The sequence below is a fragment of the Stenotrophomonas acidaminiphila genome, assembly GCF_001431595.1.
GTDB lineage: Bacteria > Pseudomonadota > Gammaproteobacteria > Xanthomonadales > Xanthomonadaceae > Stenotrophomonas > Stenotrophomonas acidaminiphila.
The window spans coordinates 1-16,351 of the sequence record NZ_LDJO01000012.1; the positions used below are offsets into that span (position 1 = coordinate 1).

Sequence of the window (16,351 nt, forward strand, 5' to 3'; positions counted from 1 at the left end):
GGGAGGAGCTTGGTGCAGGGGCATTGCCGGGGGTCCGCGGGGTATGGCTTTCTATACGGTATCGCCGGCCCATTGGATGCAGTCGCCGCGGTTATCGGCGTGCATCCAAACCGGGGCCGGCCGCGTACAAGCAGGCAGATGACCGCACCGCCTGCCAACTGCCCTACCATGTGCCCGGACGCCCACCCTGGAGACCTGTCGCCCTTCGAGGCGGCCAGAGTCATGTCGATCGCAGAAACGAGCCTGGGCAACCCCGGTTACTGGTCCGCGCAGATGCAGGCCGTCGCCGTGCAGCGCGACCAGCGCTGCTTCATGCGTATCTACGATCACTTCGCGCCGCGGGTGCGGCTGTACCTGCGCGGTCTGGGCGCGCCGGAGATGGTGGCCGAGGAACTGGCGCAGGAGGCGCTGCTGCGCCTGTGGCAGCGCGCCGACAGCTATGACCCGGCACGCAGTACCCTGTCGACCTGGCTGTTCCGGGTCGCGCGCAACCTGCATATCGACCGCCTGCGCCGCGAGAACCACTGGACGGCGGTGGAGATCGAGACCGATGACGGCCTGGAGCTGTGCGAGGAAACCGAGGATCCGGGCTTTTCCTCGGCCGAGAGCTATGCGGCCCATGCCGATCTGAACGAACGCATCGAACGCCTGTCCGCCATCCAAGCACGCCTGATCCGCATGTCCTACTTCGAAGCCAAGTCCCACCAGCAGATCTCCGACGAGCTGGGCATGCCGCTGGGAACGGTCAAGTCGTACATCCGGCGCGCCTTCCAGCAACTGCAGTCCAGCGTGCAGGGGGCCGCATGAGCCCGCGCCATCACCTGGACCCGGCGACCCTGGTCAGCCATGCAGCCGGCGCCCTGTCGCCGGCCATGGCGGCGGTGGCGGCCACCCACCTTGAAGCCTGCCCGCACTGCCGGCGGCAACTGGCGCAGGCCGAGCACGTCGGCGGCGCGCTGCTGCAGCAGCAGCAGCCGGCCGTGGCCTCGGCGCGCGAGGCGCAGCTGCGCGGGGACATCCTGGCCCGGCTGCAGCAGCCGCTGCCGGCGGCCGCGCCCGAACCGGTACCGACGCCGCTGCATCGCCCTGCCGAACTGTTGCCGCGGGCGCTGCACCCCTACTTCGGGCGGACCTGGAAAGCGCTGCGCTGGCGCTGGGTCGCCCCCGGCGTGCATCTGGTCCGGGCCGCCGGAAGCAGCGGCGACACCCTGGTCATGCTCAAGATCGCGCCGGGCAAGAGCATTCCCCTGCACAGCCATCACGGCAGCGAGCTGACCCAGATCCTGCAGGGCGCGTACGACGACGAACTGGGTCATTTCGGCCCGGGCGACATGGCCGACCTGGACAGCGACATCGAGCACCGGCCGATCACCTCGCCGGGGGTGCTGTGCATCTGCGTGGCGGCACTCGACGGCCCGCTGCGGTTCCGTGGCTGGCTGGCGCGCAAGATGCAGCCGATGGTCGGCCTGTAACCGGGCAGCCGGGCGGGTGCCGGGCCGCATCCGGCCCGGCATCGCATGCGCCCCGGGCAGCTTCAGCCGCGATGGCGCAGCGAGAGGAACTCGCGGCGCAGCGCCGGGTCGTCGAGGAACCTGCCGCGCATCACGCTGTTGGTCATCTTCGAGCCGTCGTCCTTCACTCCGCGCCAGTGCATGCAGTAGTGGTCGGCTTCCATCACCACCGCCAGGCCGTCGGGCTTGAGCCGCTGTTCGAGCAGATGCGCGATCTGGCTCACCGCTTCTTCCTGGATCTGCGGCCGGCTCATGATCCACTCGATCAACCGCGCGTACTTGGACAGGCCGATCAGGTTGGAGCCGGCATCGGGCAGCACGCCGATCCAGACGTGGCCGATGATCGGGCACAGGTGATGCGAACAGGCGCTGCGCACCCGCAGTGGCCCGACGATCATCAGCTCGTTCAGGCGTTCGGCGTTGGGGAACTCGGTCACCGCCGGTGCCGGCTGGTAGCGGCCGGCGAACAGTTCGCGCACGAACATCTTCGCCAGCCGGCGGCCGGTGTCGCGGGTGTTGTGATCGTTGTCGGTATCGATCACCAGCGCGCGCAGCAGCTCCTGCGCCCTGCCGGCGACTTCGTCCTCGATCGCGGCCAGCTCGCCGTCATGCAGGTAGTCGGCGATGTTGTCGTTGGCATGAAAGCGCTGACCCGCTAGCAGCAGGCGCTGGCGGACGCGCTCGGACGCCGGCAGAGGCAGCAGCGTGTCGAGCAGGGCAGGGGTGTTCGGTTGCTGGGACATGGGGAGCGCTCGGTAACGGGACGGGGGAGGCCCGGTCCGGCAGGCACCGCCGGGGCCGGGGCATGGTCGTGCTTACGCGGGCATCGGCGCTTTGGATGTGCGGATGGTCACAGCGCGTCCAGTCGCGCCCGCAGCTGCCCGGCCTGCTGCGCCAGCGCCTGGCGCTGGCCGGCCGGCATCCGTGCCAGTTGCCGGTAGGGCAGGGCCAGGCGCGGGTTGTGCTGCAGGCGCGGCGCATGCCGGGCAAGAAAATCCCAGTACAGCGCATTGAACGGACACGCGCGGGCGCCGGTGCGCAGATCCCGCCGGTAGCGGCATTGGCCGCAGTGGTCGCTCATCCGGTGCAGGTAGGCGGCCGCCGATACGTACGGCTTGGTGGCCAGCAGCCCGCCGTCGGCGAACTGGCTCATGCCCAGGGTGTTGGGCAGCTCGACCCATTCGAAGGCGTCGATGTAGATGCCGAGGTACCAGCGGTGCAGCGCCTGGGGGTCGAGCCCGGCGAGCAGCGCGAAGTTGCCGATCACCATCAGCCGCTGGATGTGGTGGGCATGGGCGTTGGCCAGCGACTGGCCGATGGCGCCGCGCACGCAGGCCATGTGCGTATCGCCGGTCCAGAACCAGTCCGGCAGCGGCAGGTCGTGGCCGAAGGCATTGCGCTGCGCGTACCCGGGCATCTGCGCCCAGTACACCCCGCGCACGTACTCACGCCAGCCCAGGATCTGGCGGATGAAGCCTTCCACCGCGGGCAGCGGCGCGCGGCCGTCGCGTGCGGCGGCTTCGGCGCTCGCGATTACTTCGGCCGGGTCGAGCATCTTCACGTTCAGCGCGAACGACAGCAGCGAATGGAACAGCCGCGGCGCGTGGGCGCTGATCGCATCCTGGTAGTCGCCGAAATGCGCCAGCCCGTGGTCGAGGAAGGCCTGCAGCTGCTGCAGCGCTTCGGCGCGGTCCAGCGGCCAGCGCAGCGCCTGCGCCTGCGGGTCGCCGAAACTGGCGACGCCGGCGGACTGGATGCACTGCCAGAGTGCGCGCAGGTCGTGCCGCGGCCGCGTGTCCGCCGGCTCCGGTGGATCGCCGCGCCAGGGCTTGCGGTTCTCCGCATCGAAGTTCCAGCGTCCGCCCAGGGGCCGGCCGTCGGGTTCCAGCAGTACGTGGTGGCGCCGCCGCATGTGCCGGTAGAACGGCTCCATGGTCCAGCGTTCGCGGCTGCCGAAGAAGCGTGCCGCCTCCTCGCGTCCAGCCAGGAAATGGTCGCTGTCCACGCAGCGCACCGGGATCGACTGCCCGGCCGCGTAGTGGCGCAGCTGCGCATCCAGCCGCCACTCGTCGGGTTGCTGGTACTCCAGCGTGGTGGCCGCGTGCACGGCCAGCAGCCGGTCCAGGTTGCCGGTCAGGGACTGGAGGTTGGCGGCGTCGTCGATGGCCAGGTAACCGACCCGGTGGCCTGCCGCGCGCAGCTGCGCGGCAAAGCGCCGCATCGCCGCGAAGATCGCCAGGATCTTCTGCGCGTGGTGCAGCACGTAGTCGGTTTCCTGGCGGACCTCCATCAGCACGTACAGCACGTCCGCATCGGTGCGGGCGAACCACGGATGCCGCGGGTTGAGCTGGTCGCCCAGCAGCAGCCGCACGCAGGTCACGCCGGGTCCCGTGGCAGTGGCGCGGAGAGCGCGTACTTCAATGCGACGCCGACCAGCAGCACCGCCAGCGCCAGCGCGACCAGCGCCGCCACGGTGGCACCGGCCAGGGGCGACTGGATCTGGCGCACGTACACGCCCATCAGCCCCCACACCGCGGGCAGGGCGTACCACGGATTGCCGCGCAGGGTGGCCAGCATGCCGAGCAGCAGCACCGCGGCCAGGCCGAACAGCGCCAGCGTCCACGGCAGCATGTCCTCGACCGGCAGCAGTTCGAACGCCACGATCACCTGGGCGGCGTTGAGGAACACGGCCAGTGAAACCCAGCCGGCATGCAACGACAGCGGCAGCCACTGCCACCATGGCTGGCGGACGTGGCGGCGGGTGTGCGAGGCCAGCCATGCCGCCGCCAGCAGGCAGCCCAGGCTCAGCCAGATGACCGCCAGCGCCAGCCAGAACCATTGCCGCGTGAACACCACCATCCACAGCGAGGTCAGGGCGAAGCCGGCGGCGGTGAACCGGCGGATGAGGCGCAGGCGCCGGCTGTCCTCGGCGCTGACCAGTTGCCCCAGCCCGAACACCACGTCCAGGGCGAAGATCGGGCCCCAGATCGCGAACGCGTAGCCGGCGGCGACGATCAGGGTCGGGTAGCGCGCGGAGATCTCGCCGTTGGTGGGGCCGAACAGGCCGCTGTTGGACAGCCATCCCACCAGCGGCATCGACAGCGCCAGCAGCAGTACCAGCCATTTCATCGGCATTCTCCGTGGAAGGTGTCCTTGTCCTGGCCGGTCTCGGGCCAGCGCTGCGGCACCCGTTCGATCCGCGTGGTGTCGTAGCCCAGTGCCGCCGCGCGCTGCAGCATGGCCTGGTAGTCGGCCTCCGGCACGCTGGGCGTGCGCGCCATGTACCACAGGTAGTCACGCGCATCGCGCACCACCATGACCTGGCTGTAATCGGGCGCCAGCCAGCCGATCAGGTACTGCGCCTTGAACAGCCCGAAGAAGCGCACCTTCCATTCGGCATTGCCGGTGCCCGGCTGCACCAGCCCGGTGGATGCCAGCAGCTTCACCGGTGCCTGGAACCCGCCGGGGCGGTAGCGGTACCAGGTGCATACCCGCCCCTTGCTGTCCAGGCGGTAGGTTTCCACCGGGTTGTGGCTGTCGCGCTCCAGGCGCGTGGGAATGATCCCGATCACGTACCAGCGGCCCATGAAGCGTGGCAGGTCCACGGAGGTCACCGGCGTGATCGGGGCGGGCTTGGCCTGGGCGCAGCCGCCGAGCAGGGCGGCCATCAGCAGCGGCAGGACGAAGGGCCGGGCAAGGTGCATGGTGGGCATCGGCGATCGGGGAGATGCCATGGTTTACGCAGCAGCGTCCGCCATGGATGCATCCAGTTGCCGGCCGCCTGCGTACAACACCGTGACTGCCTGGCCGCCTGCAGGGTTGACCGCCATGTCCACGCATCCGCCCGTCGTTGCCCCGGCGGCCGATCCTGCGCCGCCTGGCATCCTGGCGCCGTTGCCGGCGAGGGACCGCTGATGCCGCGGATGCGCAGGAAGGCCGACCTGCCGCGGCGCACGTGCGCGACCTGCGGGCGTGCGTTCGCCTGGCGACGCAAGTGGGCGCGCGACTGGGAAAGCGTGCGCTACTGTTCGCGGCGTTGCCGCGGGCGCAACTGAGGAACGAAATCATGGGCAAGCGGATTCTGCTGGTGGGCGCCACCGGCCTGGTCGGCCAGGGCGTGCAGCGCGTGCTGCTGGAATCGGACCTGGTCGAAGCGGTGAGCGTGCTGGCCAGGCGCCCGCCGGCATCGCCCGATCCCCGCGTGCAGGTGCTGCTGGCCGACGGCTTTTCCACGCAGGCGCTGGCCGCGCTCGACCTGCGCCGGCACGACGCCTGCCTGTACTGCGCCGGCCCGCTGCCCGTGGGCATGTCGGAGGCGGCTTACCGCGAGGCGACCGTGGTCACGCTGCAGCGGGTGCTGGCGGCATACGCCGGCGCCAATCCCGACGGCTTCGTGGCCTACATTTCCGGCAAGGGCGCCGATCCCGGCAGCGCGCTGATGCCGTTGCGGGTCAAGGGCGAGGCCGAGCAGGTGGTGGCCCGCTGTGGGCTGGCTTTCACCTGCCTGCGCCCGGGCATCGTCCGCCCGGTGCTTGGCGAGGTGTCGCCGCATCGGCTGCGGCGTGGGCTGTATGCGCTGGGCGACCCGCTGCTGGCGCTGCTGGGCGGCGCCGGCCCGCGGGTATTCACCACCACCGCGGCGATCGGCCACTGCCTGCTGCGCCTGGTTCAGGCCACCGGCCCGCGGCCGGCGGTGATCGACAATGCCGACATCGCTGCGGGTGGCGGCTGACCGGCGCCTGCCGCCGCCGCTGGCCGTGCTTCGCGCGCAGCCGCTATCCTTTTTCCCCGATTCCCGGCGCCAAGAACACCCTGCATGAACTCCACCGACAAGCGCGCCGGTTGCGCCCTGTGCATCGACGCCCCGCCGCTGGATTTCGAGTTCAGCTACGCGTTCCAGCCGATCGTGGATGTGCATGCGCGGCGGATATTCGCGCATGAAGGCCTGGTGCGCGGCACCGCGGGCGAACCGGCCGGCTCGGTGTTGTCGCGGATCACCCCGGCCAACCGCTACGCGTTCGACCAGGCCTGCCGCGACAAGGTCATCCAGACTGCTTCGCGGCTGCAGATGCCCTCGCACCTGTCGATCAACTTCATGCCCAACGCCATCTACCGGCCCGAGCTGTGCATCCGTTCCACGCTGCGCGCCGCGCGCCGCCACGGCTTCCCGGTCGAGCGGATCATCTTCGAGACCGTCGAGGGCGAGCAGGTCAGCGATGGCAACTGGCTGGCCGAGATCCTGAGCGAGTACCGGCGGATCGGCTTCAAGACCGCCATCGACGACTTCGGCGCCGGCTTTGCCGGGCTCAACCTGCTGGCCGATTTCCAGCCGGACATCGTCAAGCTGGACATGGCGCTGATCCGCGCGATCGACCAGAGCCGGCCGCGGCGCGCGATCGTCGCCGGCGTAGTGGCGATGTGCCGGCAACTGGACATCGAGGTGATCGCCGAAGGCATCGAGACCGCGGACGAGGCACGCTGCCTGGCCGATCTGGGCATCGCGTTGATGCAGGGCTACTGGCTCGCACGGCCGCAGTTCGAGCGGATCACGCATGAGGACGAGATCCCATGGGCAGCATGAGCGATGCCGGGTTGACGCTGGACCTGCTGGGTCCCACCCGCCCGGCGGTGCTTGCCCATGCGGTCAGCCAGAGCGCCAGCGCGGTGCTCATCACCGATGCCAATGTCGAGGACGGCGGCCCGCTGATCGTCTATGCCAACCCGGCGTTCTGCCGGATGAGCGGTTACCGGCCGGAGCAGCTGGTCGGCCGCAGCCCGCGCCTGCTGCAGGGGCCGCTCACCGACCGCGCGCTGATCGCCTCGCTGCGCGAGCACCTGCGCCAGGGGCTGGCGTTTGCCGGCAGCACGGTCAACTATGCGGCCGACGGCCGCGCCTACACGGTGGAGTGGAGCATCTCGCCGGTGCGCGATGCGGCCGGTGTGATCGAATACTTCGTCTCGGTACAGAGCGACATCACCGCGCGGATCGCCGCCGAGCAGGAGCGCCGGTTGTTGCTGCAGGCGCTGGATGCCGCGATCGATCCGATCCTGATCACCGGGCGCGATACCCGGGTCGTGTTCGTCAACGAGGCCTTTGCCCGGCTTACCGGCTACACCCCGGAGGAAATCCTCGGCCAGTCGGCGCGGATGCTGTACCCGTCGCACCAGGACCCGCTGTTCTACCGCAACCTGCGCGTGTGCCTGCGCGAGGGCAAGCCGTTCCGTGCCACCTTCACCTATCGCCACAAGAGCGGCCGCCCGATCCACGTCGAACAGAGCATCGCGCCGGTGGGCGACGGCCGCGGCCGCATTTCGCATTACATCAGCACCGGCAAGGATGTCAGCGAACGGGTCGAGCGCGAATCCAGGCTGATGGAGATGGCGACCATCGACTCGCTGACCGGCCTGCTCAACCGCCACGCCGGTGCCGAGCAGCTCTACCGGCTGGTCGGGCAGGCGCAGGCATCGGTGCGGCCGCTGAGCGTGATCATGGCCGACATCGATCATTTCAAGGCCATCAACGACGTGCACGGGCACAAGGCCGGGGACGATGCGCTGGTGTGCGTGGGCCGGGTGCTGAAATCCTGCGTGCGCGCCGGGGACCGTGCGATCCGCTGGGGCGGCGAGGAGTTCCTGGTCGTCCTGCCCGGTGTCGCGCTGACCCAGGCGATGGAGCTTGCCGAGCGCCTGCGCTCGAAGGTCGGCGCGGCACGGGTGAACGAGATGGGCCTGTTCTCGCTTTCGGTTTCGGCAGGCGTTGCCGAAATGGCCGCTGGCGAGAGCGCATCGGAGTTGCTGCGGCGTGCGGACCTGGCGATGTACCGCGCCAAGCGCCAGGGCCGCAACGCGGTCAGGTCCTGAGCCGCGCCGCAGCCGCCGCTCAGCCGGCCGGATGGCCGGGCCCGCCCTGGTCGCGTGCCAGCTGGGTGAGCATGCGCAGGTGCTGCTTGGCCCAGCGTGCACCCCAGCGCATGCCGGCGCTGGCCGAACGCACGGCGATGATCGGCAACGGGCGCGATGGCTCGTGCAGGTACACCTCGACGATCCAGCCGAGGTTGCGCCTGCAGATTTCCAGCACCTTGATGCCGCCCAGGCACAGGCGTTTGCGGTCGGGTTCCTCGACCCAGTGGAACGGGGGTGGCAGGCGGCTCGGAACGGCTTTGGTCATGGGCAGGGTCCTGGTGTGGCGTTTGCGGCGGCCCGGCCGGACGGGTACGGCGCCAGGTGCTGGCGTCCGCCGTGCGGGGACGGTGCGCTGCCGCGCGCACCTGGGCTCCGCCACACGGCGTCGTCGCGGGCTTCCGGCGCCATTGCAGGGGCCGGCCGGTTGCCGCCACGGGTCAGGGTACCGATGCCCTTCGTTAGCCGGACGTCGACGGCTGCCAGGGCGATTTCACGCCCGCTGCGGCCGACTTCAGCTGACCACCAGCACCCACGTCGTGTTCGACCCGCTGAACCGGTAGCGCAGGCCCTCATGGTCGATCTGGCGCGCGATGTTGCCCTGGCTGTCCACCAGCACGTGCAGGTCGACCAGCACGCCGGCCCCCGCGTTGGGGGCATGGCACAGCAGCGTATCCAGCGCCACTTTCTCGGTGGCCAGCACGGTGACCGGGCGGCATTCCGCCCCGGGTCCGAGCAGAAACGTTTTCACTTCTTTCAAGGGCACTCTCCTTGGGGGGCGACGGGCCCCGGGTCTGGGTGGCGATGCAGTGCTCGGCCGTCGCGCGGGCGCGCGGCGACGCTCCCGGATCCCGGCGACGGGAACGGGGCTTGCATCGGTTCTGGTGGGACGTGCCTGCCTTGCGCGGGACCATGCGCTGCAGGTGGACGGCCGTGCGCTGCGGCATGCCGCAGCGGCGGTGGATGTAGGGCCGGTGGCCTGCCTGTGCGGCGGCGCCGGTCGTGGAGAGGGGTGATCCGGCGTCGAGATATACAGGGCCAGGTGTTAAGAGAAAGGGATGGCCCGGCCAGTCGTTGCATCGAGGTGAAGGCCGCGTGCGAGGCGCACAGGCGGGGTTGTGGCCGGCATTGCGCGGCGGCAGTGCCGGTTTCCCCGGCGGACGGCGGCATGCACGATGACGGTCGCGCGCGCGTCGCGGCGCGTAGAATCGCCCGGGTGTTGTTCAGGATCCTGCCGGTGGCGTTGGCGCCCGGCGGTGCGGCGGGAAGGCCGTTCGTGGTGCGCGTTGCCGGGGCCGACAGCTGCCGCTGGCAAACTGGGATTCAGTCCGGACATGGGGCGGGGCATATGGACGACAGCGGGACGTTGACAGTCCACGGCAGGGCGGTGGCCACCGGTGGCCGGCGCTTCGCCCATGCGGTTCCGGGCAGGGGCGCACATGCGCGATGACGCGCCGGCACCGCGTGGCGGCGACATGCCGCGCTACATCTTCGCCACACCGCTGTGGGCGTTGCTGGTGCTGGTCACGGGCCTGGCGCTGACGGCCTGGATGGCGCTTGGCGAGTGGAGGGGCGAGCGCGACCGGGTGCAGGCCCTGCAGCGCTCGCTGGCCGATGCCGCGCCTGCGCGCCTGCGCGAACCGCTGGCCGGTGCCGCGCTGGGCCTGCGGGCGATGCAGACCGTGCTGCTGGCCGGCACCGCGCAGCTGGACCAGCACACCTTCGACAGCTACCAGCGCAACCTGCGTTCGCAGGAGTGGATCCATGGCTACGTGCTGATCGCGTTCGCGCAGCGGGGAGTCGGCGTCGACGGCCAGGTCACCTACCGCTACCAGTACGTCGCGCCGCTGCAGGGCAACGAGGTCCTGGTGGGCTTCGACGTGGCCCGGCAACCGGAGAACATGGAGGCACTGCGGCGCGCGCGCGACGCCGACACGGCGGCCATGTCCGCGCCGTTCCCGCTGCTGCAGTTCCGCGGGCAGCGCCCGGCCGGCGACATAGGCCTCACCGTGCGCCTGCCGGCGTACACGCCGGGCGCCATGCCGACCACGGTCGAGGAACGGCGCGCGCGCGAACTGGGCGCGCTGGCGGTCAGCGTGCGCCTGGAGCCGATGGTCCGCCAGGCCCTGTACGGCCGCATCCTCGACCACATGGACGTGGAGATCCGCGACCTCGGCGCCCTGCCCGCGCATGCGCGGGTGTTCGCCAGCGCGCCGTTGCCGGCCGATCCGGCGGCGCTGCAGCTGCGGCGCATGGAATTCGGCGGGCGCACGTGGGAACTGCGGCTGTGGCCGCGTGCGGCGATGGGGGAGTGGGCGCAACTGCGCCTGATCGTGATCGGTGGCAGCTCGATCAGCGTGTTGCTGGCCCTGTTCCTGTGGTCGCAGGCGACCGTGCACCGCCGCGCGCTGGAGCTCGCGCGGCGGATGAGCGCCCGCTTCGGCGAGAGCGAGGCCCGTTTCCAGGCCCTGAACGAAATGCTGCCGGCGCTGGTGCTGGTGGCCGATGCCCGCGACGGACGCATCACCTATGCCAACCGCGCGGCCAGGTCGCAACTGGGCAATGTCGCCGGCACGCCGCTGGAGGACCTGTTCGCCGATGCGGTGCAGGGCCGGGAGGCGGTTGCCGCCACGCTCGGGGTGGGGACATGGAGCAGCCAGGAGGCGTTCGTGGTGCGCGGCGCCGATACGGCGCTGTGGGTGAACGCTTCGCTCGCGATGCTGGAGATGGACCATGTGCCCCACCTGCTCATGGTGGCCGGCGATACCAGCGCGCAGCGCGAGATGACCGAACGGCTGCGCTACCAGGCCGCGCATGACGAGCTCACCGGGCTGTGCAACCGCCGCGAATTCGAACGCTGCCTGCGCCAGGCGCTGCTCGATCGCGATGCCGCCGGCGTCGCGTCGTTCGCGTTGATGTATATCGACCTGGACCAGTTCAAGCTGATCAACGACCTGTCCGGGCACACCGCCGGCGACCAGCTGCTGGTGCAGCTGTCGCAGGCGATGCGGCGCCACATCCGCGATGGCGACCTGCTGGCGCGCCTGGGGGGCGACGAGTTCGGCCTGCTGGCGTTCGGCGTGGACCAGGCGCAGGCCGACCGGCTGGCCGAGCAGGTGCGCGCCTGCATCGAGCGCTCGACCTTCTGCTGGCTGGGACGCAGCTACACGGTGAGCGCGAGCATCGGCCTGGTGCTGGTCGACCAGCCCGGATGTACCCTCAAGGACCTGCTGGCCTGGGCCGACACCGCCTGTTACCAGGCCAAGGAAGACGGCCGCAACCGCGTGCGGGTGTACCGCGACGATGCCGACGCCACCCGCCGCATGGGCGAGATGGAATGGGCCAGCCAGCTGCGCCGCGCGCTGGAGCAGGACCGCCTGCTGCTGGACTACCAGGAGATCGTGCCGCTGTCGGCCGGCGCCGAGCCGGTCACGCGGGTGGAACTGCTGCTGCGCATGCGCGCCGACGATGGCAGCGTGATCGCGCCGGGCGTGTTCATGGTGGCAGCCGAGCGCTATGGCCTGATGCCGGCGGTGGACCGCTGGGTGATCCGCACCGCACTGGCCAATTTCAACACCCTGCACCCCTGTGGCGGGCGCCTGCAGAGCTGCGCCATCAACCTCTCCGGTGCCAGCCTCGAGGATGAAGGGCTGGCCGATTTCATCCTCGATTCGATCGCCCGCAATGGGGTGCCGCCACAGCGCCTGTGCCTGGAGATCACCGAAACCGTGGCGGTGCGCGACCTGCTGCGCGTGGTGCGGGTGATCGAGCGCCTGCGCGCGGCAGGCTGCCGCATCGCGCTGGACGATTTCGGCGCCGGCATGGCCTCGTTCGGCTACCTGAAGAACCTGCCGGTGGACGTGATCAAGATCGACGGCAGTTTCGTGCGCGACCTGGGCCACGACCCGATGAGCCGGACCATCATCGATGCCGTTACCCGCATCGGCCACCAGCGCGGGGCCAAGGTGGTGGCCGAGTGGGTGGACGACCTGGACACCCTGGACCTGCTGCGCGAGCTGGGCGTGGACAGTGCGCAGGGCTTCGCCCTGCATCGCCCGGAGCGGGTGCTGTTCCAGCGCGACAACACCGGGCAGCCGCCGGCGCGGTGACGGCGCCGTTCAGCTGCGGACCGCGAACACCCCGTCCAGTTCCGGGCGCGCGCGGAAGCCGGCCCTGGCCAGGCGGGTGGCGACCTCGCGCGGCACGTCGCGGCCGCTGGTGAGCCTGTTGGGCATGCCGGTGTAGTGGAACAGCTGGCCACCCCGGCGCAGCACCCGCGCCAGGTGGTCGTAGAACGCCTGCGAATACAGTTCGCCGGCGATGCCGAAGCGCGGCGGATCGTGCAGCACCGCGTCCACCGAGGCATCGGCGATGTCCGCGATGGCCAGCGAGATATCGCCGTGCGTCAGCGTCAGGCGTCCGCCCGCTGCGTCCGACCCGGGATCCGGCGACCAGGGGTTGAGGGTGCGCAGCCACAGCACTTCCGGACTCTTCTCGAACGAACGCACCGCCGTCACCCCGGCCTCCAGGCAGCAGGCGGCGAAGTAGCCCATGCCGCCGCAGGTGTCGAGCACCTGCTTGCCGCGCGGCGCGACCAGGGCGACCTTGCGGCGCGCGTCCTCCATCGGCGACAACTGCGCGCTGACCAGCATCTTGATGCCGTCGATCTCGAAGGTGGGCACGCCCCACTCGGTCGGCACCAGCTTGTACAGGCCATTGCCGAAGCGCGAGGCCGGCGCGAAATCCCCACCGTCCCAGTAGTACACGGTGCGGTCCTTGAGCCGTTCCGGCCAGGGATAACCGTGGCCGCGCCACTGCCAGCGATCGGCCTCCAGCCGCACCTCGTCGGTGCCGCGGCCGAGGTCGAGCGAGCCGTTCCAGACCACGCTGCCGCCGCGCTGCGCCTCGCGCATGGCGTCCAGCAACGGGCGGGTAAGCAGGGGGCCGGAGTAGTGGGGCATGCGCGGAGCGGGCCCGCGAACGAGCGCCGGTGACGGAAGGGGGCGCCATCGTAACCCGGTCCGGTCGCGCGCCGTCGCCGCGCCCGGCCCGGACCACGGAACTCGCCGCGCCGCCACCGGTCTGTTGCTGGCATGGTCGCACCACGGCGGGTCCGCGCGTGGCCCTGCGCAGATACCCGGCGATGGAGAGGCATGCAGGATTCACGTAGTCGAGAACCGTTGTCCCACCGCGTCGGTGCCGGCCTGGCGACCGCGGCGATCCTGTGCCTGTTCGCGCGCGTGCTCTGGCAGGTGCCCGAGCCCGATCCGAAGAGTCGCACGCAGCGGTTGCAGGTGCGCTGGCTGGCGCGTCACGGCGAAGCCCCGCCGTTGCCGGCGGCGGCGGCGGACACACCCGAGGTGCCGGCAGGGCAGGCGCACGCCGCGCTGCCGCCGCCGCACGCATCGGAGCGGCGGCCGGCAGCCGCCGCATCCGCACCGGCCACTGCAGACCCTGCCGCGGACTGGTCGCGGCGGCTGTACGACGGCCAAGGCGGGATCGCCCTGCCCGGCGAACTTGACGGCGACGGCCGCACGCGCGGCACCGACGAGCGGGTGTTCGAGCACCGCGACGAACTGGCGACGGGCGTCGGCGAGCGCGCCACCGCCGGCCTGTTCTCGAAGCGTGCAGCCGGGACCCGGCAGTCACGCAGGGAGAAGTGGGTCTACGGTGAGGACATCCAGCCGGCACAGGCGCGGCGCGCGCCGGACGTGGCGTTCAACCCGTCGCTGCACGAACGCGCCGCCGACCTGGGCAGTGAAGCCACCGGCGATGCCTACAAGGCCGCGCCGATCCGCCATGAGCCGCTGCCCGGCCTGGATGGCGAAGCCAGCCGCCGCATCCGTACCGTCATCGGCGAGCTGGAACGGCGCTACCCGCGCTGTGGCGAAGAAGCGCGCCGCCGCTGGTTCGGCAACGCGCTGCAGCACCTGGACGCGCTGGAGCGGCTGGAGTACCGCTACCGCCATGGCGCCGATCCGGTCGAGGCCGAACACACGCTGCCGTCGGCGGCCGACAGCGCCTATGACCTGGCACGTCGCGCGCTGTGGGATGCGGAGCGACGCATGAAGACCTGCGGCTGAGCGACGGCGCCAGCGGCAGGCAACGCTGCGCGGTGTGTGTCGCCGGCGCCGGGCGCGCATTGTCCCGGCCGGTACCACCGTGGCCGCGCCGGGACAGCCGTCGGAGACCTGTCCCACGCCTGTACCGGCCACTTCCAGGACTTCCCCGGCCATCAGCGGACAACCTGTGCAAGATGATGTTCCTGAAAGGTTTTTCCGTGGCGGAGGCTGCCTAGAATCGGGCTCCACCACCGCATGGGATCGTGATGAAGCCGATCAGCCTGTTGTCGTACGCACTCGCCCTTTTCACCACGTTCGGCTGCCAGGCGCAGCCCGGGCAGGCGGCCGCGCCGCGGGTCGGGGTGGCGCCCGGCTACAGCCACGCGCTGCCGCGACATGCACTGGTCGGCTACCTGCACAACTTCGACAACGGGTCCGGGGTGCTGCCGCTGGGGCAGGTGGACGGGAGCTGGGACGTGATCGTGCTGGCGTTCGCCGACGACATGGGCGAGGGCAGGATCGCGTTCAACCCGGCGCCGGGACTGGAGCGGGCGCGGCTGGTCGCCGACATCGCCGCGCGCCGCGCCGCCGGCGGCATCGTGGTGCTGTCCTTTGGCGGCGAACTGGGGACGGTGACGCTGCGCACCCAGCGCGACGAGGACAACTTCGTGCGCACCACCGCGCAGGCCATCGATGCGTATGGGCTGGACGGCATCGACATCGACCTGGAGAAGATCGCCGGCGTCGTGCACGGCGCACCGGTCGCCGCGCGCCTGGTCTCGGCGGTCAAGCGCCTGCACGCCATGTATCCGAACCTGTACGTGTCGATGGCGCCTGAGCACCCCTACGTGCAGGGCGGCTGGGTGTCGATGGAGGGCATCTGGGGCGCCTACCTGCCGTTGATCGACGGGCTGCGCGACGAACTGGACCTGCTGCACGTGCAGCTCTACAACAACGGCGGGCTGCCTACGCCCTACCACGCGGACCCGCTGCCGGCCGGCAGCGTGGACATGATGGTGGGTTCGGCCAGAATGTTGATCGAAGGCTTCGAGCTGGCCGGCGGCAAGGGCCGCTTCGAGGGGCTGCGACCGGACCAGGTGGCGCTGGCCCTGCCTTCGGGTCCACGCGCGGCCGGCAGCGGCCATGCCCCGCCGGCGGCCATCATCCGCGCCTTCGACTGCCTGACCCGCGCCACCGGCTGCGATGCGCTGAAGCCGGCGCGGCCATACCCGGACTTCCGTGGCGTGATGGCCTGGTCGATCAACTGGGACGTGGCCGACCAGGGCGCGTTCTCGGTGCCCGTCGGCACGCACCTGCGCCAGGCACGCGCAGGGCAATGACCGGGTCGGCGCGCCGCGGCGCCCGGGGTCGGGCGCTCCGGCCTCAGGCCGTCGCGGGCAGCAGCCGCAGCGCCGGCAGGCCGACGTGGTGCAGCAGTTCGCGCACCACCACCAGTGCCGCGGCGAAGCCGGGGTGCGCGGGCAGGCCGAGGCTGTGCGCGGGCACCCCGGCCGCCACCCGCGCCAGGCGGTTGAACACCTCCTCGACGTCGTCGATGGACAGCGTGGCCGCCGTCCCCGGCGCGCGTCCGCTGGCCGCCAGCAGCGGCGCCAGCACCGGGTCCGCGCATTCCAGCCCTGTCGCCCCGGGCTGGCGCAGGGCGGGAATGGCCGGCATCAGCGCGTCCTCGACCCGCTGGATCGCCTGCTCCAGCGCGGCCTCGCCCGGTGGAAAGACCGACAGTCCCGCGGCCAGCAGATCGTCCAGCGACAACGGCAGCAGCACCGCCGCGGCGTGGGGTGCCTGCAGGCGGATCGCCGCTTCTTGCAGATGCAGTTGCAGGTTCATGCGTTGCTCCCGGGGTGGCATGGCCGGCAA

The 16,351-nt window shown here is 70.9% G+C and carries 17 protein-coding genes; 9 read left to right on the forward strand and 8 right to left on the reverse strand.

Annotated features, from left to right (window positions below):
* Positions 1-168 precede the first annotated feature (168 nt).
* Positions 169-807 (forward strand): sigma-70 family RNA polymerase sigma factor, encoded by a 639-nt coding sequence (locus ABB33_RS02665; RefSeq protein ID WP_056931109.1) that lies wholly within the window; start codon positions 169-171, stop codon positions 805-807.
* Complete coding sequence (locus tag ABB33_RS02670; RefSeq protein ID WP_056931048.1) at positions 804-1,472, forward strand: ChrR family anti-sigma-E factor; 669 nt, start codon at positions 804-806, stop codon at positions 1,470-1,472. Before ABB33_RS02665 ends, ABB33_RS02670 begins: the two co-directional genes overlap by 4 nt.
* A gap of 62 nt (positions 1,473-1,534) precedes the next feature.
* Here the strand turns inward: ABB33_RS02670 and folE are convergent, their stop codons facing one another.
* The 4 genes from folE to ABB33_RS02690 all read right to left on the reverse strand — a co-directional run bounded on the left by folE (position 1,535) and on the right by ABB33_RS02690 (position 5,245).
* On the reverse strand, positions 1,535-2,254 hold the full coding sequence (gene folE, locus ABB33_RS02675) for a GTP cyclohydrolase I (RefSeq protein ID WP_056931049.1): 720 nt from the start codon (positions 2,252-2,254) through the stop codon (positions 1,535-1,537).
* Between the two features lie 107 nt (positions 2,255-2,361).
* Complete coding sequence (locus ABB33_RS02680; RefSeq protein WP_082594965.1) at positions 2,362-3,933, reverse strand: cryptochrome/photolyase family protein; 1,572 nt, start codon at positions 3,931-3,933, stop codon at positions 2,362-2,364.
* Entirely contained in the window at positions 3,888-4,640 is a 753-nt protein-coding gene (locus ABB33_RS02685) for a hypothetical protein (protein ID WP_056931051.1), read from the reverse strand. The genes ABB33_RS02680 and ABB33_RS02685 overlap by 46 nt, the downstream gene beginning before the upstream one ends.
* A complete protein-coding gene (locus tag ABB33_RS02690; protein WP_248842443.1) occupies positions 4,637-5,245 on the reverse strand; it encodes a lipocalin family protein in 609 nt (202 codons plus the stop codon). Before ABB33_RS02690 ends, ABB33_RS02685 begins: the two co-directional genes overlap by 4 nt.
* A 189-nt stretch (positions 5,246-5,434) precedes the next feature.
* On the opposite strand from ABB33_RS02690, the gene ABB33_RS18065 reads away from it, so the two are divergent.
* The 4 genes from ABB33_RS18065 to ABB33_RS02705 all read left to right on the forward strand — a co-directional run bounded on the left by ABB33_RS18065 (position 5,435) and on the right by ABB33_RS02705 (position 8,372).
* Positions 5,435-5,566 (forward strand): DUF2256 domain-containing protein, encoded by a 132-nt coding sequence (locus ABB33_RS18065; RefSeq protein WP_198421492.1) that lies wholly within the window; start codon positions 5,435-5,437, stop codon positions 5,564-5,566.
* 11 nt (positions 5,567-5,577) lie between these two features.
* Positions 5,578-6,243, forward strand: a complete 666-nt coding sequence (locus ABB33_RS02695; RefSeq protein ID WP_056931052.1) for a Rossmann-fold NAD(P)-binding domain-containing protein — start codon at positions 5,578-5,580, stop codon at positions 6,241-6,243.
* An 84-nt stretch (positions 6,244-6,327) separates the two neighbouring features.
* Positions 6,328-7,092, forward strand: coding sequence for an EAL domain-containing protein (locus ABB33_RS02700; protein WP_056931053.1), 765 nt, complete (start codon positions 6,328-6,330; stop codon positions 7,090-7,092).
* Positions 7,080-8,372: a sensor domain-containing diguanylate cyclase gene (locus tag ABB33_RS02705; protein WP_198421465.1), complete on the forward strand. Its 1,293-nt coding sequence runs from the start codon at positions 7,080-7,082 to the stop codon at positions 8,370-8,372. Before ABB33_RS02700 ends, ABB33_RS02705 begins: the two co-directional genes overlap by 13 nt.
* Positions 8,373-8,391: 19 nt before the next feature.
* On the opposite strand, the gene ABB33_RS02710 is transcribed toward ABB33_RS02705, so the two are convergent.
* Together ABB33_RS02710 and ABB33_RS02715 are read right to left on the reverse strand one after the other, a co-directional pair.
* Entirely contained in the window at positions 8,392-8,679 is a 288-nt protein-coding gene (locus tag ABB33_RS02710; RefSeq protein ID WP_054661820.1) for a hypothetical protein, read from the reverse strand.
* Positions 8,680-8,925: 246 nt separating this feature from the next.
* Positions 8,926-9,171, reverse strand: a complete 246-nt coding sequence (locus ABB33_RS02715; RefSeq protein WP_152984938.1) for a hypothetical protein — start codon at positions 9,169-9,171, stop codon at positions 8,926-8,928.
* 679 nt (positions 9,172-9,850) lie between these two features.
* On the opposite strand from ABB33_RS02715, the gene ABB33_RS02720 reads away from it, so the two are divergent.
* A complete protein-coding gene (locus tag ABB33_RS02720; protein WP_056931055.1) occupies positions 9,851-12,520 on the forward strand; it encodes a bifunctional diguanylate cyclase/phosphodiesterase in 2,670 nt (889 codons plus the stop codon).
* A 9-nt stretch (positions 12,521-12,529) separates the two neighbouring features.
* Here the strand turns inward: ABB33_RS02720 and ABB33_RS02725 are convergent, their stop codons facing one another.
* Positions 12,530-13,372 carry a class I SAM-dependent methyltransferase gene (locus ABB33_RS02725; RefSeq protein ID WP_056931056.1) on the reverse strand — a complete coding sequence of 281 codons (843 nt, stop codon included), beginning with the start codon at positions 13,370-13,372 and terminating at the stop codon, positions 12,530-12,532.
* A gap of 192 nt (positions 13,373-13,564) precedes the next feature.
* On the opposite strand from ABB33_RS02725, the gene ABB33_RS02730 reads away from it, so the two are divergent.
* Together ABB33_RS02730 and ABB33_RS02735 are read left to right on the forward strand one after the other, a co-directional pair.
* Positions 13,565-14,494 (forward strand): hypothetical protein, encoded by a 930-nt coding sequence (locus tag ABB33_RS02730; RefSeq protein ID WP_152984939.1) that lies wholly within the window; start codon positions 13,565-13,567, stop codon positions 14,492-14,494.
* Between the two features lie 245 nt (positions 14,495-14,739).
* Positions 14,740-15,813: a chitinase gene (locus tag ABB33_RS02735; protein WP_054661837.1), complete on the forward strand. Its 1,074-nt coding sequence runs from the start codon at positions 14,740-14,742 to the stop codon at positions 15,811-15,813.
* Between the two features lie 43 nt (positions 15,814-15,856).
* Here the strand turns inward: ABB33_RS02735 and ABB33_RS02740 are convergent, their stop codons facing one another.
* Positions 15,857-16,321 (reverse strand): hypothetical protein, encoded by a 465-nt coding sequence (locus ABB33_RS02740; RefSeq protein ID WP_056931058.1) that lies wholly within the window; start codon positions 16,319-16,321, stop codon positions 15,857-15,859.
* Positions 16,322-16,351: the final 30 nt, after the last annotated feature.